Annotated in this window: 19 protein-coding genes and 1 pseudogene; 6 read left to right on the forward strand and 14 right to left on the reverse strand. The window is 42.5% G+C overall.

The genetic code is table 11. The annotated features are described in order from the left end of the window. The first annotated feature begins 85 nt into the window (after nt 1-85). Both ACP7A0_RS03115 and ACP7A0_RS03120 read left to right on the forward strand, forming a co-directional pair. The gene (locus ACP7A0_RS03115; RefSeq protein WP_060596527.1) at nt 86-1,282 is read left to right on the forward strand and encodes a cytochrome P450; all 1,197 of its coding nucleotides are present in this window, start codon (nt 86-88) and stop codon (nt 1,280-1,282) included. Between the two features lie 128 nt (nt 1,283-1,410). After that, on the forward strand, nt 1,411-3,453 hold the full coding sequence (locus tag ACP7A0_RS03120) for a molybdopterin oxidoreductase family protein (RefSeq protein WP_426004240.1): 2,043 nt from the start codon (nt 1,411-1,413) through the stop codon (nt 3,451-3,453). A 244-nt stretch (nt 3,454-3,697) separates the two neighbouring features. Here the strand turns inward: ACP7A0_RS03120 and ACP7A0_RS03125 are convergent, their stop codons facing one another. The 3 genes from ACP7A0_RS03125 to xylA all read right to left on the reverse strand — a co-directional run bounded on the left by ACP7A0_RS03125 (nt 3,698) and on the right by xylA (nt 7,343). After that, nucleotides 3,698-4,381: a glycoside hydrolase family 11 protein gene (locus ACP7A0_RS03125; protein ID WP_034660895.1), complete on the reverse strand. Its 684-nt coding sequence runs from the start codon at nt 4,379-4,381 to the stop codon at nt 3,698-3,700. An 89-nt stretch (nt 4,382-4,470) separates the two neighbouring features. Beyond that, a complete protein-coding gene (gene xylB, locus ACP7A0_RS03130) occupies nt 4,471-5,970 on the reverse strand; it encodes a xylulokinase (protein WP_426004243.1) in 1,500 nt (499 codons plus the stop codon). Nucleotides 5,971-6,005: 35 nt separating this feature from the next. Then, nucleotides 6,006-7,343, reverse strand: a complete 1,338-nt coding sequence (xylA, locus tag ACP7A0_RS03135; protein WP_066030784.1) for a xylose isomerase — start codon at nt 7,341-7,343, stop codon at nt 6,006-6,008. Nucleotides 7,344-7,556: 213 nt separating this feature from the next. On the opposite strand from xylA, the gene xylR reads away from it, so the two are divergent. Next, a complete protein-coding gene (gene xylR, locus ACP7A0_RS03140; RefSeq protein WP_340876130.1) occupies nt 7,557-8,717 on the forward strand; it encodes a transcriptional repressor XylR in 1,161 nt (386 codons plus the stop codon). A gap of 44 nt (nt 8,718-8,761) precedes the next feature. Here the strand turns inward: xylR and ACP7A0_RS03145 are convergent, their stop codons facing one another. The 3 genes from ACP7A0_RS03145 to csaA form a co-directional block, all read right to left on the reverse strand. Further along, the gene (locus ACP7A0_RS03145) at nt 8,762-10,369 is read right to left on the reverse strand and encodes a glycoside hydrolase family 43 protein (protein ID WP_426004245.1); all 1,608 of its coding nucleotides are present in this window, start codon (nt 10,367-10,369) and stop codon (nt 8,762-8,764) included. Nucleotides 10,370-10,391: 22 nt separating this feature from the next. Continuing rightward, the gene (locus ACP7A0_RS03150; RefSeq protein ID WP_106037685.1) at nt 10,392-11,783 is read right to left on the reverse strand and encodes an MFS transporter; all 1,392 of its coding nucleotides are present in this window, start codon (nt 11,781-11,783) and stop codon (nt 10,392-10,394) included. Between the two features lie 513 nt (nt 11,784-12,296). Continuing rightward, the gene (gene csaA, locus ACP7A0_RS03155) at nt 12,297-12,629 is read right to left on the reverse strand and encodes a chaperone CsaA (RefSeq protein WP_003215734.1); all 333 of its coding nucleotides are present in this window, start codon (nt 12,627-12,629) and stop codon (nt 12,297-12,299) included. A 231-nt stretch (nt 12,630-12,860) separates the two neighbouring features. On the opposite strand from csaA, the gene ACP7A0_RS03160 reads away from it, so the two are divergent. Next, complete coding sequence (locus ACP7A0_RS03160) at nt 12,861-13,340, forward strand: site-2 protease family protein (protein ID WP_034660901.1); 480 nt, start codon at nt 12,861-12,863, stop codon at nt 13,338-13,340. Here the strand turns inward: ACP7A0_RS03160 and ACP7A0_RS03165 are convergent. From ACP7A0_RS03165 to ACP7A0_RS03195, 7 genes and pseudogenes are all read right to left on the reverse strand, one after another. Then, nucleotides 13,330-14,961: pseudogene (locus ACP7A0_RS03165) on the reverse strand (YndJ family protein). The gene ACP7A0_RS03160 and the pseudogene ACP7A0_RS03165 overlap by 11 nt on opposite strands. Next, a complete protein-coding gene (locus ACP7A0_RS03170) occupies nt 14,954-15,559 on the reverse strand; it encodes a DUF4166 domain-containing protein (RefSeq protein WP_375565715.1) in 606 nt (201 codons plus the stop codon). The pseudogene ACP7A0_RS03165 and the gene ACP7A0_RS03170 overlap by 8 nt, the downstream one beginning before the upstream one ends. Then, nucleotides 15,522-16,403: a hypothetical protein gene (locus tag ACP7A0_RS03175; protein WP_106037682.1), complete on the reverse strand. Its 882-nt coding sequence runs from the start codon at nt 16,401-16,403 to the stop codon at nt 15,522-15,524. The genes ACP7A0_RS03170 and ACP7A0_RS03175 overlap by 38 nt, the downstream gene beginning before the upstream one ends. A 147-nt stretch (nt 16,404-16,550) precedes the next feature. Next, on the reverse strand, nt 16,551-17,123 hold the full coding sequence (locus ACP7A0_RS03180) for a TetR/AcrR family transcriptional regulator (protein ID WP_034660905.1): 573 nt from the start codon (nt 17,121-17,123) through the stop codon (nt 16,551-16,553). Between the two features lie 3 nt (nt 17,124-17,126). Then, nucleotides 17,127-17,846, reverse strand: a complete 720-nt coding sequence (locus ACP7A0_RS03185) for an MBL fold metallo-hydrolase (RefSeq protein WP_034660906.1) — start codon at nt 17,844-17,846, stop codon at nt 17,127-17,129. Nucleotides 17,847-17,883: 37 nt separating this feature from the next. Next, nucleotides 17,884-18,357, reverse strand: a complete 474-nt coding sequence (locus ACP7A0_RS03190; protein ID WP_375565717.1) for a GyrI-like domain-containing protein — start codon at nt 18,355-18,357, stop codon at nt 17,884-17,886. A 54-nt stretch (nt 18,358-18,411) separates the two neighbouring features. Continuing rightward, nucleotides 18,412-19,344, reverse strand: a complete 933-nt coding sequence (locus ACP7A0_RS03195) for a helix-turn-helix transcriptional regulator (protein ID WP_034660908.1) — start codon at nt 19,342-19,344, stop codon at nt 18,412-18,414. 118 nt (nt 19,345-19,462) lie between these two features. Between ACP7A0_RS03195 and ACP7A0_RS03200 the strand changes: the two genes are divergently transcribed. Then, nucleotides 19,463-19,987: a mother cell-specific membrane sporulation protein gene (locus tag ACP7A0_RS03200; RefSeq protein WP_426004251.1), complete on the forward strand. Its 525-nt coding sequence runs from the start codon at nt 19,463-19,465 to the stop codon at nt 19,985-19,987. 32 nt (nt 19,988-20,019) lie between these two features. Here the strand turns inward: ACP7A0_RS03200 and czrA are convergent, their stop codons facing one another. Beyond that, nucleotides 20,020-20,349: a Zn(II)-responsive metalloregulatory transcriptional repressor CzrA gene (czrA, locus tag ACP7A0_RS03205; protein WP_007500691.1), complete on the reverse strand. Its 330-nt coding sequence runs from the start codon at nt 20,347-20,349 to the stop codon at nt 20,020-20,022. Nucleotides 20,350-20,535: 186 nt separating this feature from the next. On the opposite strand from czrA, the gene ACP7A0_RS03210 reads away from it, so the two are divergent. Beyond that, the gene (locus ACP7A0_RS03210) at nt 20,536-21,861 is read left to right on the forward strand and encodes an APC family permease (RefSeq protein WP_426004254.1); all 1,326 of its coding nucleotides are present in this window, start codon (nt 20,536-20,538) and stop codon (nt 21,859-21,861) included. The last annotated feature ends 15 nt before the right edge of the window (nt 21,862-21,876 follow it).

The following is a 21,876-nucleotide window of genomic DNA, read 5'->3' on the forward strand; positions in this document are numbered from 1 at the left end:
CATATTTTAGAAAACATGTCCGTTGAAATGACATTTTACTGGTGATACGGTGAAAGAGAAACCAAGTGAAAAAGGAGCGTTCATAATGAAAGTGAAAGAAAACTATGTCAATGTCATTCCAATGAAAGAAATCCGTTCTACCGATGACCTTCTTTTCCCATTCCCTATTTACAATGAGCTACGTGCGCAGAGTGATATGAGATATGATGAGACAAGAAAGTGCTGGGATCTCTTTCGATATGCGGATATCCAATCTGTTCTCAAGCAGCCGAAAGTGTTCTCCTCACAGCGAGGAAGAAGCACCTCGAAAACGAGTATTTTAACAATGGACCCTCCAAAACATACAAAGATGAGAGCACTCGTGAATAAAGCATTCACGCCAAAAGCGATCAAGCAATTAGAAGGTAAGATTAAAGACCTGACACATGACCTGCTGCAACAAGTCAAGGATCAACGTACGTTTGATATCGTGCAAGATCTAGCAGCTCCCCTTCCTGTGATGATTATTGCTGAGCTTCTCGGTGCAGAGGTAAAAGATAGAGATCTGATTAAGAAACATTCTGATGCCCTAGTGGCAGGTGCTAAGGATGAATCAAAAGAAGCCATTCAGGCAGTTGTCGATATGCAGAAACGCGCAGAGGAAGAGCTGTCCGCTTATTTTGCTCACTTAATCCAAAAACGAAAAGAATCCCCTGCTGATGACCTGATCTCACTTCTCATTCAAGCGGAAATCGATGGTGAGCGTTTAACCGAGAATGAACTGCTTGGCTTTTGTATTCTATTACTTGTTGCTGGTAATGAGACAACGACCAATTTAATTACAAATGCAGTACGACTGCTTACAGAGCAGCCGCATATCGCCGAAGCAGTACGGCAGGACCCCTCTCTTATTCCTCAATTGACCGAGGAAACATTACGCTATTACCCGCCTGTTCAAGCCATTGGGCGAATCGCGGCCGAGGATGTGGAGATTGCAGGCTCAAAAATTGAAAAAGGTGACTATCTCATTAGCTGGGTCGCTTCTGCAAATCGCGATGAACAGAAATTTGACGATCCAGATACGTTCCGCCTTGACCGGAAATCAAATCCTCATATGAGCTTTGGCTTTGGCATTCATTTTTGTCTCGGTGCACCGCTTGCCCGCCTTGAGAGCAACATTGCCCTTGAGGTTTTACTCCAGACGTTTCAAGACATCACCTGTGCGGCAGATCAGCTAAAACCCATTCAAAGCACATTTGTTTTTGGGGTAAAAGAATTTCCTGTACAGGTCACCCGTTTTTAAAAGTCCCTTTTGAGGGGCTTTTTCATTTTCCTCAATTCATCATCTCTTTCTTACCTTCCATCTCCGAACATGCTAAAATAAAGTCCATACAAAGTGATAACGGATTGCAGAAAGGGAGCCAAAAATTCATGACCGATTATACAGCAATGAAAGACGGAATATTCAAATCAGTTTGTTCGTTAGATTGCCCGGATCAGTGCGGTCTTTTGATACATAAAGAAAATGGAAAGATCGTAAAAGTGCAGGGAGATCCAGACCACCCAGTTACCCAAGGCAACATATGCAACAAGGTGCGGAATGTCACAGCCCGTTTATATGATGAAAAACGACTGACCACTCCTTTGAAACGTGTTGGACGCAAAGGCGATGGTCAATTTGCACCGATTACGTGGGAAGAAGCCATTGAAACCATTCGTCAAAAATGGACAAAGCTGATTGAAGAAAAAGGTCCAGAAAGTATTCTGCCTTACAGCTTTTATGGGAACATGGGCAATCTGAATGCAGAAGGCATGGACCGCCGCTTTTTCTATCGTCTTGGTTCAAGTCAGTTAGACCGGACCATCTGTCAGTCAGCAGGAACGACTGGCTATAAATATACAATGGGTGCAAGCATCGGGACAGACCCAGAAGACACCATTCATACGAAACTATTTATCTTTTGGGGCATCAATGCTGTGTCGACCAATATGCACCAAATCACCCTCGCACAAAAAGCGCGAAAGCAAGGAGCAAAGATTGTCGTGATTGATGTTCACAAGAACCAAACCGGACGGATGGCAGATTGGTTTATTCCGCTTCGACCTGGTACTGACAGCGCACTTGCCCTTGGCATCATGCATGTCCTTTTTAAAGAAGGACTGACAGATGAAGCCTTTTTAGAGGAATATACAACCGGTCATAAAGAGCTGCGTGAGCATGTGAAGCAGTATGATCCAGATACCGTTGGGGGTATCACTGGGGTTTCTAAAGAGGACATCCTTACACTTGCGAGAATGTACGCAGAGACATCGCCATCTCTCATTCGCATTGGCAATGGTTTGCAGCACCATGATAATGGCGGGATGAGTATTCGAACCATTTCCTGCCTCCCTGCCCTGACTGGTCAATGGCTCTACAAGGGCGGCGGTGCGATGAAATCAAACTCTTCTTTTCTCGGCTATAATGAAACCGCTCTTCAGCGGCCGGATCTATTAAAGGACCGCACGCCTAGATCATTTAATATGAATCAGCTAGGCAGTGTGCTGACGAATGCAGCGCCTTCCATTGATTCACTCTTTGTCTACTCGTGCAACCCAGCCGTTGTGACACCTGAAGCAAATAAAGTAAGAGAAGGTTTGCTGAGAGAGGACTTATTTACAGTGGTTCATGACCTATTTCTGACAGAGACAGCTGCGTATGCAGACATTGTCCTGCCGGCAACATCCGCTTTTGAAAATGAGGATTTCTATACATCATACTGGCACCATTATATTCAAATTCAAGAGCCGGTGATTGAACGCTATGGAGAAAGTAAATCCAATACGGAAGTGTTCCGCCTGTTAGCCCATGCGATGGGCTTTGAAGATGAAGCCTTCCGCGAGACAGATGCGGAGCTCATGGAACAAGCCCTTCATCATCCGGAAAATCCGCATTATGAGGACATTTCGTACGAAGCATTAAAAGAAAAGAAATGGATCAAAGCAAAACGAGGACCTTTCCATGACTTAAAGCTCTCTACTCCAAGCGGGAAAATTGAGCTTTATTCTGAACAAATGAAAAAAGACGGCTATCCAGCATTACCAACCTATATGCCCCTTTATCAGGAAAGTGAATATCCGCTTACCTTTATACCGGGACCGAATCATAATTTTCTTAACTCAACCTTCTCACTTCATGAAAAGCATCAAAAGCTCGAGAAGTTTCCTAAGCTTCATATGAATGAACAAGATGCAAAGGCAAGACAGATTGAAGATGGTGACATGGTGCGTGTGCTGAATGACCGAGGAGAATGTGAGCTTGTCGTATCAGTCGGTCAAAATGTATTATCTGGTGTTGTGGTCAGTCAAGGATTATGGGCAGATCAAAAAGGCAAAAAACATCTAGTCAATGGATTAACACCAGATCGCTTGGCAGATATGGGCGGCGGCGCGACGTTCTTTTCTGGCAGAGTGGAAGTTGAAAAATTATCATAGACAGAAGAAAAGCCAGCAAAAACTGCTGGCTTTAGATTGTTGACAAAGTGCTAAAATGATTTTTATTTTAGCACTTTGTCTTCTTTTCAGCGTGATAGAAAACCTTTGAAGTCTAGGAAGGGCGAGCACTGGCGCGGAGCGAATTTAACATTCGTGAGCACCAGCGCGCAGACCTGACAACGAATGCGAGGGTTTGTCTACACGCTGAAGCCAGCAAAAACTGCTGGCTTTTTTTCATTTGGTTTTATCGAATAATCAGCTGGTTGGTCATCACATTTGCACTTCCATTGCTTCGGTAGCCTTCTACAGTTAATGCTGTTTCATACATTTTCCCCATTGGCATACCTAGGCTTTCCCATTTTCTGAAATGCTCACTGACGGATACAGTTCCGCTCGTACGTTTTGTTTGACGTACACTCCAATATTGCTTAAAGGTAGCATCCCCAATAATAGAAGGCTGGTTGACACGTAGCGTTTCATAAATGTCATATGTGCCTCCATCGGCATAAAATGACCCTTTATACGTTCCTGTTGGGCGATATGTGCCCCATGACTCAACAATGTAGTATTCAGCTAATGGAGATTGTGTCCAGCCATAGACACATAAGTAGGAATTCCCGCCTGGGTTAAAGGCTGCGTTGTAATTGATGGAGATGTTGCCAAGTTGATGATGAGTTTTAGTGGAATCAAACTTCTTCCCTTTTCGAAACAAAGCATTTCCAATATTGTTCCATTGTGCGCTAAATGCTCCGCCATTATTGAGTGTCATTGAGGTATTTCCGTAATCCTTCCATAATTCAAAATCGTATCCGCTGTGTGTGCCTATTCTATTATCATAAATCGTTTCCGCATGAGCTGGTACAGCAGTCAGTGTCAGCACAAATCCAATACACATCACAAACAACAGCCTCAATCTTTTCAAATTCATTTTTCATCCCTCTCCTTTTTTCATTCATATTATTCTGCCTTCTCTAAGATGAAACGAGCCCATCACCTCCTTTCATGTAACCTTTCTTGCTAGACAGAACGGTATTGTTCTAACCCGGCATGGATGTCTCTTGTTTGTGTATAGATCTTTTGATACAGATGAAATAGATCAGCATATATACTTGCATGCTGCTGCTCTGGCTCATAGACAGCAGCTTGATGAATAAACTGATCTGCACATGCCTCAAGCGATGGATACCATCCGCAGCCAACGGCGGCCAGCATAGCTGCACCTAAAGCAGGCCCTTGTTCATTGTCTAACTGGATGACCTCAGCCTGAAAAGTGTCTGCTTGCATTTGAAGCCATGTCCGGCTTCTCGCGCCGCCCCCAATGGAGACAATAGAATCTATGTGTTTCCCTGCTTGCCGGAATAAGGCGATGGATTCATTTAACGAGAAGGTAATCCCTTCTAGCACAGCCCTTACGATATGTGTCCTTTCATGTCTGCTGTCTAATCCAATCAAGCTTCCACGAACGGTAGAATCCGCATGAGGTGTTCTCTCCCCGACTAAATATGGCGTAAAGAGCAATCCATTCGCTCCTGGCGCGACATCAACCGCACCCTCTAAAAGCGATTGGAACGATTCCTCTGGAGCCAGTAAGTGTTTTACCCAGTTAAGGCTATATCCTGCTGAAAGGGTGACACCCATTGTGTAAAAAGCGTCTTTTTTTGCATGATGAAACAAATGCAAGTTTCCTTGAAGCGCTCTTTCATGATCCTCTTCGTAAGAGAGAATGACGCCAGATGTGCCAATGCTGCATAACGTGCGGCCAGAGGATAAAATGCCAGCTCCAATTGCTCCGCAAGCATTGTCTGCCCCGCCAGCAAAGACTTTTGCACCCTCTTCGATCCCCGCCTCACGTGCAATATGCGGCAATAGTGTACCGACCTCATCCTCTGATGAGACAAGCGGCGGACAAATATGAGGAGGAATATCAAATGCCTGACAAATCTCTTCACTCCACTTTTGCTCTCCAATACCTAACAGCAATGTGCCAGCCGCATCAGAATGATCGATATGAACAGACCCTGTTAAACGAAATCTGACATAATCTTTCGGGAGTAAAAACATGTCGATTTGTTGATCAATTTCTGGTTCATGTTCCTTTACCCATAATAATTTTGGCAGTGTAAATCCTTCTAGCGCCTGATTTTTCGTGATCTTTTGCAGCCGTTCCCCCAGCTTTTTTGTGATGCGTGTACATTGCGCTGTCGTTCGTGTATCATTCCATAAAATCGCAGGGCGGAGTACCTTGCGGGATTCATTTAAAAGAACCAGACCATGCATCTGTCCAGAAAAGCTGATGCCTTCTACTTTCTTTGAATGAACAGGCTGTCTTGCCATCAGTTCTTTCATCGCAGCCACTGTTTGCTCAACCCAATCCTCTGGGTTCTGCTCACAATATCCAGGTTTATCTTGAATGAGGCGGTAAGGCTTAGAGGCCTCGCAGCACACCTTTCCATTCTCATCTACTAATATTGCTTTGACTCCGCTCGTTCCAAGATCAATTCCCATCACATACTTCATGTCTTCACTCCTTCAAAACAGGTCCGCTCCTTCAATCAATCTTCTAACAAATATTGATTTAACCGGGCTTTCAACTGTTCCTCTCTTCCCGATTCGTTTCTGATCAAAGGGTGTTTGAGCGCATACTCTTCTAAAGTATGAAAGTTTGCCTTTCCTTCTGAAATGTCACGGCCAATCCCTTCAGAAAAACTGCGATACCTGTGCTTTATCACATCTTCAAACACACGATCTTCTATGAGTCTATGAGCGACCCGCAGTCCTTTTGCGAATGCATCCATACCCGCAATATGGGCATACAAAATATCTTCAAGCTCAAAAGAAGCTCTTCTAACTTTTGCATCAAAATTGAGACCACCAGTTCCTAGTCCGCCATTTTGCAGAATTTCATACATGGCAAGAGTTGTGGCATATAAATCTGTTGGAAATTCATCAGTGTCCCAGCCGAGCAGCGTATTCCCTTGGTTCGCATCCACAGAACCGAGCAATCCATGTATTCTTGCTACTCGTAATTCATGCTCAAACGTATGACCAGCAAGCGTCGCGTGATTTGCCTCGATATTCAATTTAAAATGTGAATCTAATCCGTATTGCTTTAAAAAGGCGATAGATGTCGCTGCATCTGCATCGTATTGATGAGTGGTTGGCTCCTTTGGCTTAGGCTCAATTAAAAATTGGCCAGTGTACCCAATTTCCTTTGCATAATCAACAGCCATATGCAAGAACGACGCCATGTGGTCAAGCTCTCTTTTCATATCTGTATTCAGCAGAGTATCGTATCCTTCTCGTCCTCCCCAGAAAACGTAGTTTTCAGCGCCGAGTTCTTTAGCTGTTTCGATGCCTTTTTTCACCTGTGCGGCCGCATAGGCAAAGACATCTGCATGACAAGATGTCGCTGCGCCGTGTACAAATCTAGGATGTTTGAACATATTGGCCGTGTTCCAGAGCAGCTTTACTCCGCTATCCCGCATGTATTCTTTCATTCTATCTAAAATGATGTCTAATTGTTGATTGGTCTCTTGAAGCGTATCTCCCTCCGGTGCAATGTCACGGTCATGGAAGGAAAAATACGGAACATCCAATAGATCAAAAAGTTGAAAGGCCACTTCCAATCTAGCTTTCGCTAAATCCATCCCGCTATAGGAGTCCCAGGCTCTCTGCATCGTGCCAGTTCCAAACATGTCTGTTCCATCTGCAGTCAATGTATGCCAATAAGCGACTGAGAAGCGCAGGTGATCTTTCATTGTTTTTCCGCCAATCATTTCGTTTGGATCATAGTGTTTAAAAGCGAGTGGATTTTTTGATTGTTTTCCTTCATATTGTATTTTTCCGATTCCTTCTAAACTGTGTAACGTTTTCATATTTGAGTTGGCCATCTTTTATTCCTCCTATGAATATACTTAGTAAGTTGATCCAACAAACTAATGTTCAATCTATGATCAATTCACTTTGAATTTTCCACATTTTTTAGTTTTTTAGAAATATTTTCGTTATAATAAAGTTAAAATCATCCTTCTTACAGAATACAGGCGAACAAAAGTAACTTTTTTTCAACTTAATCTAAAGACGAAACAAATGGAGTGGATAACATGGATATCGCTGATCAGAACTTTGTGAAAAAAATAAATCAAAAGCTATTATTAAAAGAAATTCTCCAGCATGCGCCAATTTCCAGAGCAAAATTATCTGAACGCACTGGGTTAAATAAATCGACTGTTTCCTCTCAAGTAAGTACATTAATGAAAGAGCATCTCGTCTATGAGATCGGTCAAGGTGAGTCTAGCGGCGGGAGAAGACCGGTTTTACTGATGTTTAATAAACGTGCTGGCTGCTCCATCGGGATTGATGTCGGCGTTGATTATGTCAACGGCATTTTAACCGACCTCGAAGGGTCCATTCTTCATGAAGAGCAGATCAAGCTCCCATCAAGCTCTCCTGATGTGACCATACGCATTTTAATTGAATTAATACAGCAGTTGATGGCACAAATCCCCTCTTCCCCATACGGGCTCATAGGTATTGGCCTATGTATACCTGGGTTAGTGGATGCCGATGAGCAAATCGTGTTTACGCCTCATTCCAAATGGAAAAATGTTGACCTGAAAACAACGCTCCAAGACGCTTTCCAAGTACCCGTCTTCATTGAAAATGAAGCAAACGCGGGTGCATATGGTGAAAAAATCTTTGGCGCTGCTAAACACTATGATCATTTGATCTATGCCAGCATCGGCACTGGCATTGGGATCGGGATCATTATCAATCATCATTTATACAGAGGCGCATACGGCTTTTCTGGTGAAATGGGACATATGACCATCGACTTTAATGGACCAACATGCAGCTGCGGAAACCGTGGATGCTGGGAGCTGTATGCATCTGAGAAAGCCTTGTTTCAGTCTCTTCAAACAAATGATCAGCCCATCTCCCATCAAGACTTGGAACAGCTGGCGACGTTAAATGATATGAAAACGCTCAATGCCCTGCGCAACTTTGGTTTTTACCTTGGAGTCGGTCTCACAAACGTCCTGCATACCTTTAACCCGCAAGCGATTATTTTACGAAACAAGGTGATTGAAGCGCAGCCAACGGTTTTACGTGTGATTCAAGAGGAGGTATCCTCAAGGATAGATACTCAATTCAGTTCACATGTGGAGCTGCTTCCTTCGTCATTAGGACACAACGCACCGGTATTAGGGATGACATCTCTAGTCATTGAAGCTTTCCTGCAAGATGCCACCCTCTCACCATGACAGGTTCATAGATAAAAAAGACAGCTCTCAGCGTGTTGTCTTTTTTATTTATCTGTTTCCTCATAACGGAAATAGTTGAAATCAGCAGGAAGACGCTCGCCGCTTGTATCCTGGCACTGCATGCCGACAAATGCCCCTGTAAAAAATCCCCCTCCTCGAATGAAGTCATCGGATAAATGGCTTGATTCAAATGACACATCAATTTCCTTCCATTCTCTTTGATCAAAAGAATAAGAATAGGTATATGTCTCTTTCTGAACGGTCACTTTTAAATACACATACGTGACCTCCTCTGGAATGACGATTTTTTGTGTCAACGGCTGAGAAAAGGAAAGGTTTTGACAGACAGATAGTTCAAGAATGCGGCCAAGTTCCTCGTCATATGTCACCTGAAGCGCTGTCCAATTTTCCGTATTATAATAATTCACAAGACCAGCGGCTTGCTGAAAATTCTCTGGAAAGAACGACACAGCTGTCTCTGCTTCAAAATAAAAGCTTTGCCAGCGCCTTGCAACGAAAGCTTGGGTAAACTTAGATGTTAGAGATTCCTGACCGTATAACCTTAAATGCTGAGGTTTTTCCGTTAATGAACCGATCTGATCAGTAAAAGGGATTCTTAATGTTTGGAAGTGTCTATTTAACGTTGATTCTTTAAATTCATCGACTGTATGGTGTGTAGGAGCAAAAACCTTTTCGTTTATCGCTGGCGCTTCAACCTCCAGCGCCCCCTCTTTTCCGCCCACAACATACGGCCAGCCATCCTTCCATTCGAGCTTTTGAATCGCTGATTCTCTTCCTAAAGGACACCACCCTCTCTGTTGAAAAATAGATTCCTTGCTTGATTGAATGGGGCGGCCAGTGAGATGAGCCAAATACCATTCATTTGTATGCGTTTGAACGATGGAAGCATGCCCGCATTTTTGAAGCGGATGTTCAGGTGCGTGAAAAGCACTTAAAATGGGGTTATCAGGATGAACCTCATAAGGCCCTTCAATCTGCGAGGAACGGGCAATTGTTGCCGCATGCTCGTACCGGGTACCTCCTTCTGCTGTTAATAAATAATAGTAATCACCAATGTGATAAAGATGCGGCGCTTCTGTCAATTTTATCGGCGTGCCTTTAAAAATGACCTTCCGCTGACCAATGAGTTTCTTTTCCGTCACGCTATATTCCTGCAGGGCAATACCCGCAAATGAATGGTGCTTTTCCCTATGATCCCACAGCATATTTAAGACGTATTTCTTGCCGCTTTGATCATGAAATAAAGAGGGATCAAAGCCAGAGCTATTGAGACGGACCGGCTCACTCCAATCACCATCCACTTCACTTGCCGTGACCAAATAATTATGACCATCTTTAAATGGACCATCCACTACTTTGATATCTGAATAAATGAGCCAAAACTGACCATCTGCATAGCTTAGGCACGGTGCCCATACTCCGCCAGAATCAGGATTCCCCTTCATATCCAGCTGCGACGTTTTTTGCAAAGGACGCGCAGCAAGCCGCCAATGGACTAAATCCCTCGAATGATAAATTTGCACCCCTGGAAACCATTCAAATGTAGAGACCGCCATGTAATAATCTTCTCCTACACGGCAAATACTTGGGTCCGGGTTAAACCCTTTGAGCACTGGATTGGTAATTTTCATTCAACTTCCTCCTCTTCACGACCTACATTTTAAAATCATCCATATGATCGATATATACTTGATCCCTATTCTCAAGCTCCCTTACAACTTTTTTGTGTTTTTCTTCATCTAGGTTGTAAAAATTAATATCAATCATCGCTAAAATCAGTAAGCATACAGGAATCACCGTTACCGTGATTAAAATGCCAAGTAATGCTTCAGGTGTCTGTATTTGGTTCGCGACATAGCCAAATCGATCGAGTACAAGCCCCGGAACAATCCCGCCTAATGCCATCCCAAATTTAAAGAAGAACCCAATGACTGCGTAGATGAGCCCGCCCATCCTTTTCCCTGTTTTATATTCGCCATATTCAACAGTCTCTGGAATAAGTGCCCACATGTAAGCACCGGCTGTAATACTCCCCGCAGCAGCGACGAGCCTAAAAACAAGTATTAAAGTGATTTGACTCGACGGTATCACAAGTAATGCAAGAAGACCTACGATATTCAGCAATAAAGAATAATTCAGCAGCTTTTTCTTTCCTAACAGCTTGTGCAGCTTAGGAATAAACGGCAGCACCATTAAAGCTGGCAGACTGCCAATGAGTCCGTACCATTTCACTAAATCTTCTCTGCCAAGGTTATACGTCACATAATAGATCCCAACAGAGTTGCTGATCGAGTTCACACCAAAAATAATAATAAAGAAAATGCTTAATACAACAAGCGGACGATTCACTCGCAACTGGACAAAGATATCACTGAATTTAATCTTTTCCTCTGGCTTTTGAAGCGTGACACGTTCATTCGTGCTTTTAAAACAGAAAATCAGTAATGCACCGCCAAGAACGCCGAGAAAAGCCATCGTCATCTGCCAGCCGAGTGCTGTATTTCCTGTCGTATCACTTAAAAAGGTCGCAAGAAAAGGAACAAAAAAAGCCACAACTAGACCGCCTAGATTGGCAAAAACCATACGAACGGACGTAATACTGACAACCTCTTGGTTATTTCTTGTCATTGCGGAAGTTAAAGCACCATAAGGAACGTTGATGAATGTGTATGTAAGCGATAAACCAACATACGTGATGTAGGCATAAATGAGTTTACCCATTTCGGAAAAATCAGGTGTTGTAAAGCAAAGGATGGCAAGTACGACGAAAGGAAACGCACCGAATAACAAGTAAGGTCTGAACCTGCCAAAACGGCTGTTCGTCCGGTCCACCAATGCACCAATAAATGGATCTGCAAGCGCATCGATGGCGCGAACAACCAAAAACATCGTCCCTGCTGCTGCCGCTGATAAACCGTACACATCTGTATAAAAAAATAATAGATACGTAGAGACAGTTGCATAAATCAAATTACATGCGAAATCCCCTGAAGCATATCCCACTTTTTCAGACATACGAATCTTCTTTAAATTCTCACTAACCATGAGCTTTCTCCCTTCTTCACTTAGCCTCTTCTAACGAACAGATGATGGAGGGCAGCAGCAATCAATGCGGGAAATATAAAGCGCTTTCAATTTGTTGTAAAAATGTAGCTGAACATCTCATCCTTTCAGCTTAGCCCATTTAAGCAGCAAATCAGTTGAATGACGGAATCATCTCCTTCAATATAGGAATCAATGCTTGAAATTCATCTTAGTTTATTGACCAAACAAACTAAGATGAATTCATTTTATAAAATCTGATCTGACTTTTCAATATTTTTTGAAAAAATAATCCAAATAATCGATTTCTTGTCATTCATCTTGTAAAATGACATGAAAATCTGAAAGAATTCATTTAATGGTTGCATTCAAGCTCATCCCATGCTATATTAATCAAGCGATGAGCTGAATTGTGTAAGTCGGGTAACATGTCTCTTTGAGACACACACGAATGTGGCGTGTGGTTATTCCGCCTCAATACGCAAAAGACATCTTCTGAGGAAGATGTCTTTTTTCTTACCCTATTTTTGTTCCATTCTCAACCGGTTCATCTGTGGCTAGCAAAACCACGTCTTCTTTTGATGGCATGCCTCCTAAGACAAGCACTTCTGATTTGAACCCTGCAATTCTTCTTGGCGGGAAATTAACGACTGCTACAATTTGTTTGCCGGTAAGATTCTCCGCTGTATAACGCTTTGTCAGCTGAGCACTAGATTGTTTTACACCAATTTCTTCACCAAAATCAATCTTGAGTTTCAACGCAGGCACTCTTGCCTCTGCAAAAAATTCTGCTTCTATGATCGTCCCAACACGAATATCTAACGCCAAAAACTGTTCAATATCTGCCATATGACTCTCTCCCCTTCACGAAAGGTAACGTAATCTATTGATTATCCATTGTAGCACATTCATTTCGTCAAAAAGGAGGTTCAAAAAGCCTATTCAGCGCTAAAATCACCCTTTTAGTTTACATAATAAATTTATAGTCGTGTATTAAATGTTTGCATCCTGAAAATGAATTCAGTAAAATGGCAAATAATCCTACTGCTTCCTCCCGAATATATTGGGGAGGGTTCACACTTGTTTACATTATCGGATATGTGGACGTTTTGCTGGTCGTTTTTCGTCATTCTTCCTATCGTTGCCATCCTGCATCAGCTTGGCCATATTGTGGTCGCGTGGATGTTTGGGGCAAAGGTTTCCTTTGCTCTTGGCAGAGGCAAAAAAGTGTTGAAAGTAGGCGTCGTTGAAATTAGACGAATCTATTTTCTAGATGCATTTTGCCACTATGAAGAAATGAGGAAAAATAACCGATTTTCGCACATTCTTGTCTACTTAGGCGGTTCATTATGCAACCTGCTCAGTGTTCTCATACTGAATACAATGATCGCCAATGATTTCCTGCCAGAGCACCAATTTTTCTATCAATTTGCTTACTTCTCAGTCTACTATGTATTTTTTGCACTGCTGCCAGTCCAGTATGCAGATCATCATCCGAGTGATGGGCAAGCGATTGTGAACATCATTCGGCACGGTGAACCATGTGACATCATTGACTAACATGATGACTTTCGCTGTCAATATGATAATGAATCGTTAAAAAAGGAATACCGAACAGCTTCATTTGGTGTACCGCTGTGAGACTTTGATCTGTCTCCGGCTTCATATGAAAGCTTTCTTCCATTGGCAGTTTCATGGTGATAAAAGGCGTATGTAAATACAATCCTTCGTCACCGGTACTGCCTTTTGGACGTGTGCTTTTTAATAGAAAGTCTTCCTTTTCATTAAAAGGCTTTAAAATGGCAGTCAGCTGAGAATACGGAAGCGGCAGCGCAATATTCATATAACCCGCAGCTGCATCGTGATGAAGAGCATAAAGTGCAAAAAAGACTTGCTCCCCTTTTGCGTTATGACGAATCCACGCACGCACATTCTCTCTTTCTTCCTTAGGGTGTTGAAATCTACAAAGGCTTCCCGGCATTTCATAAGGAATACGAGATGACCCCAAATAAAGCTGACCTATTTTCTTAAACACTGGCTGAAGTAAAAAAACAAAAGGCCTCACCCACCAATGAAAGCTAACGGCTGCTTTTAACGTAAAAGCCATAGGGTTCTCATAAAATCTGCGAATCACAGGTGAAACCCGATCAGCTGAAAATGTCGTTCCATTTAATTCATCAAGTGAATCGACTAAACCGAGCTTCTCTCGATCGTGCACTCTTTCCTCTTGAAAAGAGATCAAATGAAAGCGACCATGCACTTTCGAAATCGGAAAATCCTTCTGCTTCAATTGATCCTTCGGTCCTTCGATCACCCAGCCAATTAAACCTGGCAAAATCACAAAAAAAGCATTGATACTGCCATGAAACCAAATCATCTGATCAATGCTGATGTAGGTCACGCGCATAAGCATACCCGCTGAATAAAGAAGAGATAACACGATCGTCCCCATTAAAACAAAGCTAGAAAACACAACAAGACCTTTTGCGAAAGTTAACCGAAATCTTGTTTTCACACAAAGGATTCCATATATGTAGAGGGCAACCACATAAAGAATGACGCTGAACGTATCAAATAGACGGGAGAAGCTAATCCCAACAGCAATCATCACAGGCGACAGCAAAATCACCCAGCCCGCCGCTTTGTATAAAGCTGTCTCCTTTGTTCGCTGTCTCCCTAATAATCCATAAAAAAGCGGGATAAAAAAAGCCGAGTAATGAAAATGAATAGCGGTCAAAAGAACAATGATCGGCGAAAATGTCATCACCTGTATATCTGCTGTGTACAGCCAAAACCAAAGCCCGCCTAAAGCGATATACATCCATGCGCCATCGATCATCAGCTCATGAAGCGGAAAGATTCCTCTTTTCAGCAAACGAGCAAAGCCAAATAACGCCAACAGGAATGTATATAAAAGCCAGCCCGATGCAAACTAGGCGGAATGATAGATAAAAGCAGCGGTTGCACAAAGAGCCGCTAGTGGAAAGGCTTTCATTAAAAAGCCGATCAGCATCCCTGGCTTTTGTTTCTTCCCTTCTTTCTTAAAAAAGTGTAAGGCAGCGGGAAGAAAAAATAGAATCGCCATGAGAACAAAAAATTCTGCTATCGGACCTGTCATCAAACGGGTGGCGATAAAAAAAGACATAAAGATCAGACTGGATGTCAAATGCCACTTATTCATCAGGAGACACCCTTTCTGTAAAACGGCCTTTATATGTAAAAAGAGTACCAAACAGGCGATTTTTCACGTGGACATCAATGGTATATTCACCTGCATGCTCATCGTAGCCTTCCGTTACATCTGACACACCATAAAGCCATGAAGGCAGCGGCCATTCCCTGCCGAACATCAAAAACTTCTGCCGGCCGGATTGAATACGCAGGAAACCATGCTTTGTTACTTTAAAATGAAGCTCTGACACAAGAAGTCTAGGCTTTCCAAAGTAGTCTAGTACTGTATGACTCTTCTGTTCAATGATCATATCTGCATCAAAGTGCCGCTCCTGCTTTGGGAAATAAAACGTTCGATACCAGTGCATCCCTTCCTCCCCCTTATTTGTCACAAAGGGCTCATTGACAATTTGGAAAGGAATATCTTTTCCTCTCTCAGGGAAAAAACAGCGAAACAATGGACCAATTCTGAAGATCAATCGAATGAGTCTTGACCCGCCGCCTATCTCCTCCATGGTGCCTTCAGCAGAAAACGCGCGGTTGTATCTCTCTTTTAGTTTTGGATGCAGCTTATCGTAATCCTTTACTTGATGACGATGAACGACCATGTCTACCTCCCCTTTTTCGTTTGATGGAAAATACATCTATACAATCTCTTAAATTGATCATACCTGCAATCGACAAGATGAAAAATGCACTCATCACAAGCGGCTCATGAAGCGTCGTTTGCGGGGATAGGATCCCTATACAAAGCATGATCAGAAAAAAAATGCTTTGTAGAATGAAAAGATATTTTTTTGACAGCTTAGGAATCAGCCATGATACACCTAAAAGCGCATAAAACAATCGAAATCCCATGCTATGATCAAAAGCAGAATGTGAAAAAGGGATGACCGCTTGGCATAGCCAGACGATGGCAAACAGCAAACAAATCCCGTAATGAGCAAGTGTTCTCTCTAGTAATAACCGAGGATGCGTTCCCTTTTCAAGCCACGTCTTTAAAGCGCCAAAACTAAAGGCCGTCATAAATCCTATCATCGGGCGAAAAAGAATCCGGTCTGCCCATGTCCAACCTTTTCCTTCTTTCGTTTCGTAATCAAATTGAGTTTGAAATACAATGTGATCGCTTGTTTTCATATACTTCCAGTAGCCGCTGCCTTCTTTGATAAAAGACAATGGGTGCGACGATTTGAAATTGAGTGAGGATGCCCGCTCATTCCGTTCATCCATCATTCTTGTTCGATACGCTCCTGTCCCTGTGACACTTAAACCAAACCCAAGATGCTTTTCATACAAAAAGGATTGGGGCTGTTCATTTTGGGGTTCATTTAATGAAATGGTTGAAAAACGCAAATCCCACTGTTCATGAAGCTTTGGATTTTGCGTATATTCCCAGACTTTCTCTATAGGTGCATGAATGGTTGTTTCCACATAAACAGGCTTTCTTTTCATCTGCCTCTACTCCTCTATGTGAATTATTTCACATAATAAGCATACCATGTTTCACAAAACTGTCAAATCTTTATTCGTTTTCTGTTAAAAAATTCTTCAAGACGGCCGCCCTTTTAAGATATCTATTCACTGCAAAAAAAAGACCTGTCAATGAGACAGATCTTCTTTTTGCAACACACCTGAGATATAAAGCCTGACCGCATAGCTCACACTGTCTTCAAGCTGTTCTTTTCGTTGAAATCCCTTTTTATTTGAAATATCACCGAAGCCGTGCAATAAGCTTCTTAGTCCTCTTACCACATGTGTCATCTCTTCTTCTTTTACACCAAAGCGGGACATGATGGATTGGACAAATTCAGCAAGGCGCTCTGCCTCGCTTCTTACTTTTTTCTCATCCATGTGTGAAAAGGCAGCTTCATAGAGACCTGGATGTTCCCGGACAAATTCAACATACTGCCTGGCGAAGGCTAAAACAGCTTCTTCTTTATCCAGCCCCTCTGTTACGTGTATGCCTTCTTCACAAAGCATGGACAGCCCTTTTACTGCGAGTGCCGCCTGAATCTCATGAAGACCGGATACGTGATTATAAAGGGAAGGCGGTCTGATGTTCAGCCTTTTAGACAATGTAGCAATGGTCAATGCAGAAAACCCCTCTTCATCAACAAATGCAGCTGCTGTATCCATAATTTTTTCTTGCGTGATACCCATTCTTGGAGACACGGTTTACTGCTCCCCTTTCTTCAGCTGCTGCTGCCTTTTACGAACGGCAGCTTGCAGCTTTTCATGAGGTTTTATGATGAGATCGCCATGTCCTGCAGCAAGACAGGATAAGCGAAGTGCCAGTAATTTTTCGGCGCTATTGAGTGCGGTTTCTGCATCCCATGTAGCAAAGGCCGGGAACGGAAAGGTCCAGCGAAATTCACCCGTTACTGATAAGCCGCCTTTTGTTACAAGGGCATCCCCAGCAATCACAACTCCTGACCTTCCATCGTATAAGGAAATGCTGCCAGGTGTGTGCCCTGGTGTCGCAATGACTTTCAGCGGCCCAATCTCATCTCCTTCTTCGACAAGCACATCCGGTTTTGTGTGAATATTTCTCGAAAAACTGCCTTTGATTTTTTGCTGGGGTTCGCCAGGAAGCAAGGATAAGTCACCCTCAAATAGGCGGGCATCGCGTTTTGATAAATAGACGACTGCCTCTGGAAAAACTTTTTTCACTTCATCTAATGCGCCTATATGATCCATATGACTATGGGTGAGAATAATTTTGTGTATGGGTTTGTTCTTTTGACGGGCAAATTCGATGATCGGCTTTGCTGCCATTTTTAAAGCAGCATCAATTAAGATGAGCCCATTCTCTTCCTCAAATACATAACAATTTACCGGAAATAATCGCGGCATCAATGTGAGCTGGTGCAGACGGTCAAAAGTTGTCAATCTCATCAAGTGTCCCCCCAAAACTAATGTTGTTAGTTTTATATTAACTAATACTATTAGTTTTAGCAACTATTTTTTCATCGACCGCAATATAAATATCGATTTGCGTTTCTTTTGGATCAATAGACCTTTCATCGTACCATTCAAAATCCCCTGTATATGTGCGAAAATAACGCTGATCCCAATTCCAAATCTGCTGCCATGTTTCAAGCACAACTTCTTCAATCGGCCCCTTTCTCGTTCGAAATCTTGCGTACGTGGACGAGGGAATCTCTTTTACATGTTCTAAGTGCTGATCCACAAAGTGTCCCGCTGTGAATAAATAAGAGCCATGCTCATCTTTTTCATAATCTGAATACAGCCCTATGACGGGCGCTTGTCCCCCGTGAGGCTGCTGCGCAAAAAATTGCTGCCAAAGAGGTGCAATCTTCCGCTCTTTTGTCAGCTCCATTTCGTTTGTTGTTCGAACAGACAACCCTTTCATCCATTGTTTCTCTAATGTCACGATATCGTACATACATTCTCATCTCCTTTTTTTCTATCATATAAAAAGAAACCTGACAACATTGTGTCAAGTTTCCATTCGTTTGAGAAATTGTTTCAACTGGAGATCAAACGCTTCTTTGACATGCTTCGGGGAAAGAATGTCGACATCTGGACCTAAATGGAATAGGAAACTATTTAACCAATCATCTTGAGGTACAGTGATGGTGGCAAGATAGCTTCCGTCTGAACATACGTTCAATTCGTTCTCATCCACCCATTCCTTCACTTTGCCCACTGATGCTTCCGTTAACCTGAGCGTGACAGAGCTGACCGATGGTTGTTCTTGCCAAGAGTCATTCCAAGGCTTCTCTTCGTTTTTGATTCTTTTCGGTTGGAAATATCCTGAAATGGTGACAAGACCCGTCATTCTGGTCAGCTTGAACAGACGAAAAGCTTTTTTCACACAACAAAACGCATACAAATACCAATGCCTTCCTTTTAAAACAAGCGTATAAGGCTCCACTTTGCGTGGAAGTGTTTCGCCTTTCGCATTGCGATAGGTGAACTGAATATATTGGTGCGCTGAGGCAGCTGTATGGATGAGCTGGAGCTTCTGCTCAGCCTGGCTGTCTTTTCCCCAGGAGCTTAAATCAATGAAGACATGATGCTGTTTTTCGCTCTCACCCGTATGCGTGGGAATGAGCGATTTGATTTTTTTCAGTACATGCTCACTTTCTTTAAAGGAGTACGCACTCGTCATGCTTTCGAGGGCTGTTAAAATGACCTCGATGTCATCATCGGTAAATAATTTTTTCTCTAAACGATAGTCCTCAACAAGTGAAATGCCTCCACCTGCTCCTTGGGTTGTCACAATAGGGATTCCCGCTTGATTGATGGTATCAATATCACGATAAATGGTCCTCACGCTCACTTCGTGGAGTTCAGCAAGATCTTTCGCCTGTACTTGCTTCTTGCTAATGAGCAGCATCACAATAGATAAAATGCGGTCGATTTTCATGACTTTTCCTCTTTTTCATAAATGTAGGTTTTGTTTTGATAAAAAAAGAAAGAATGGTAAAGATAAGTAACAGCCAGCATTCGTTTACATCCCTGCACGTGCAGGAGGAGGTTGCATCATGACACATAACGTGTGGCAGTTGTTCATGATTGGGAGCATTATGTTGATCTGCATCATGATTCGAATGAATCGAATGAGACGCTATCAGCTTGCACGCCCCATCAGTCTTTTGATGAGAATGTATATCTTTGGTCTCTCTGCCCTTATTCTCCTATCAGAAGGATGGCAAAATCACAGTATCTTCATCTATGCCGCTATTGGCATGCTTTTTGGAAGCAGCCTGGCTATTCATGCCTATCAGACGATTCGAATGAAAGAAGAAAATGGCCGGCTGTATATGAAAACGAGTAAATGGATTGAAAGCTTCATTTTATGTTTGTTTTTATCCAGGCTTAGTTTTAAGCTGGTTGAGCTGACAAACCATTCGATGACCAAGATCAGTGTCGTTGAACTATATCAGCATATCGTGAGCGATGATGCGATGACCATGCTCAGCTTTTTTCTTTTAGCTGCTTACTATGTTGTTTTTTCTTATCACATGATGAAAGCAAGTAAACGATCGTCACATGTGCATCATGCATAAAAACCTTCCTATAGGCGTAGGAAGGTTTTTTATCAATCGTGCTGTGCATGGTGAATCATCTGTTCAAGCACTTCCATCACATGCTGATCTTCAGGGCTGTAAAAAATCGAGGTCCCTGCTCGTCTAGATTTCACGAGACGAAGGTTTTTTAAAAAGCGCAGCTGATGAGAAACGGTTGATTGCATGAGATTCAGTGTTTCTGCTATATCATTTACCGAGTGTTCACCTTGAGACAGCAGGTGCAGAATTCGAATACGAGTCGGATCAGATAAAGCTTTAAAGGTTTGGGAGACAAGAAATAGACTTTCTTCATCCAGCTCCATCCGTTCCTGTTCTTGATTTGTATTCAGTTCTTCCTTCATTTTGCTTCACCTTTCTTGTCCGTCAAATCACGACTTATTCTCTGTATCATCATATACCAAAACGTCCGGCATGCAAAGCGGGCACACTTTAGAAAAAAGATTTACTCAAATAGCATTGACACTTGGTAGCATTCTTTTTAAAATGAGCATTATTTATTCATTTTTTTAGAGGAGCTGATAGGCAAATTGACTGAAGAGCCAAGACTAAAACGCAGCCTGACTGTCTTTCCACTTGTTGTGATCGGGCTTGCTTATATGGATCCACTTGTCGTATTTGATTCATACGGCATTGTTGCTCAGCTGACGAAAGGACACGTCGCTGCAGCTTATATATTTACGTTACTTGCATTACTATTGACAGCGCTTAGCTATGGGAATATGGTGAAGGCTTTTCCAAAAGCAGGATCTGCTTATACATATGCGCAAAAAAGTATTCATCCTCATGTCGGCTTCCTTGTGGGCTGGACACTTTTACTGGATTATTTATTTTTGCCTATGGTGAATTTTGCGATCGGAAGTGCTTATTTAACCGCAGCCTTTCCTGATGTACCTCATTACATTTGGATCATCATACTTGCTATCGCCATAACGACTGTCAATGTAATCGGTATTCGGCTTACAGCCAACATCACGGCACTATTTGTGACCTTCCAGGTCATTGTCGCCGTCACTTTTGTTGGGTTTGTTATTTATGGGCTCACACAAAACGCTGGAAGTGGAGAATTATTGTCCGCCCGGCCTTTTTATTCAGCGAGCTTAGAACCAGCGCTTATTTTTTCAGGAGCGACCATTTTATGTTTTTCGTTTCTAGGATTTGATGCAATTTCGACCATGTCTGAGGAAACCATTAAGCCAAAAAAGACGATCCCACTTGCCATCTTCTTAACCGTCGCCATTGGAGGCGTACTGTTTACCTTGACGTCTTATTTTTTGCAGCAGGTATTTCCAAATTTTCAACAGTTCAAGCATCCCGATGCTGCCTCACTTGAAATTTCGGAATTTGTGGGGGGCGCATTTCTCCACTCGTTCTTTTTAGCTGGCACAATGGTCGCTGTCATCTCTTCTTCCTTATCGTCACATGCAAGTGCAGCAAGGCTGTTATATGCAATGGGTAGAGATGAGTCGTTACCGAAGCGTTTCTTCGGATATATTCATCCGAGATTAAAAACCCCTGTTTTTAATATTTTATTAATTGGTGCTTTCTCCTTAACCGCAGTCGTTGGCGAACTTGAAGTCATTTATTCCTTTATCAGCTTCGGCGCGTTGATTGGATTCACTTTTGTGAACTTGTCTGTTTTTGCGTACTATTTCGTCAGACAAAAACAAAGAGGTGTACTCAATACATTGAGATACGCATTGATCCCTCTGTGCGGGACGGCCTTTTGTATTTGGCTGTTAACGAGCATCAGTACAAATGCATTAATCATTGGTATGCTTTGGCTGATTATCGGTTTTGTTTATTTCTGCTACAGATTGAAAACAAGACCCGAATTTACATTTGGGTATGATTGATTATAAGGTTTTCAC

Source organism: Bacillus sp. DWP3-1 (assembly GCF_049896565.1).
Classification (GTDB): domain Bacteria; phylum Bacillota; class Bacilli; order Bacillales; family Bacillaceae; genus Bacillus.

What these genes read in the sequence shown, in the direction of transcription:
- ACP7A0_RS03115 (WP_060596527.1), top strand. Translation starts at nt 86, where the DNA reads ATGAAAGTGAAAGAAAACTATGTCAATGTCATTCCAATGAAAGAAATC.
- ACP7A0_RS03120 (WP_426004240.1), top strand. Translation starts at nt 1,411, where the DNA reads ATGACCGATTATACAGCAATGAAAGACGGAATATTCAAATCAGTTTGT.
- ACP7A0_RS03125 (WP_034660895.1), bottom strand. Translation starts at nt 4,381, where the DNA reads ATGAATTTGAAAAGATTGAGGCTGTTGTTTGTGATGTGTATTGGATTT.
- xylB (WP_426004243.1), bottom strand. Translation starts at nt 5,970, where the DNA reads ATGAAGTATGTGATGGGAATTGATCTTGGAACGAGCGGAGTCAAAGCA.
- xylA (WP_066030784.1), bottom strand. Translation starts at nt 7,343, where the DNA reads ATGGCCAACTCAAATATGAAAACGTTACACAGTTTAGAAGGAATCGGA.
- xylR (WP_340876130.1), top strand. Translation starts at nt 7,557, where the DNA reads ATGGATATCGCTGATCAGAACTTTGTGAAAAAAATAAATCAAAAGCTA.
- ACP7A0_RS03145 (WP_426004245.1), bottom strand. Translation starts at nt 10,369, where the DNA reads ATGAAAATTACCAATCCAGTGCTCAAAGGGTTTAACCCGGACCCAAGT.
- ACP7A0_RS03150 (WP_106037685.1), bottom strand. Translation starts at nt 11,783, where the DNA reads ATGGTTAGTGAGAATTTAAAGAAGATTCGTATGTCTGAAAAAGTGGGA.
- csaA (WP_003215734.1), bottom strand. Translation starts at nt 12,629, where the DNA reads ATGGCAGATATTGAACAGTTTTTGGCGTTAGATATTCGTGTTGGGACG.
- ACP7A0_RS03170 (WP_375565715.1), bottom strand. Translation starts at nt 15,559, where the DNA reads ATGGTCGTTCATCGTCATCAAGTAAAGGATTACGATAAGCTGCATCCA.
- ACP7A0_RS03175 (WP_106037682.1), bottom strand. Translation starts at nt 16,403, where the DNA reads ATGAAAAGAAAGCCTGTTTATGTGGAAACAACCATTCATGCACCTATA.
- ACP7A0_RS03185 (WP_034660906.1), bottom strand. Translation starts at nt 17,846, where the DNA reads ATGAGATTGACAACTTTTGACCGTCTGCACCAGCTCACATTGATGCCG.
- ACP7A0_RS03190 (WP_375565717.1), bottom strand. Translation starts at nt 18,357, where the DNA reads ATGTACGATATCGTGACATTAGAGAAACAATGGATGAAAGGGTTGTCT.
- ACP7A0_RS03195 (WP_034660908.1), bottom strand. Translation starts at nt 19,344, where the DNA reads ATGAAAATCGACCGCATTTTATCTATTGTGATGCTGCTCATTAGCAAG.
- ACP7A0_RS03200 (WP_426004251.1), top strand. Translation starts at nt 19,463, where the DNA reads ATGACACATAACGTGTGGCAGTTGTTCATGATTGGGAGCATTATGTTG.
- czrA (WP_007500691.1), bottom strand. Translation starts at nt 20,349, where the DNA reads ATGAAGGAAGAACTGAATACAAATCAAGAACAGGAACGGATGGAGCTG.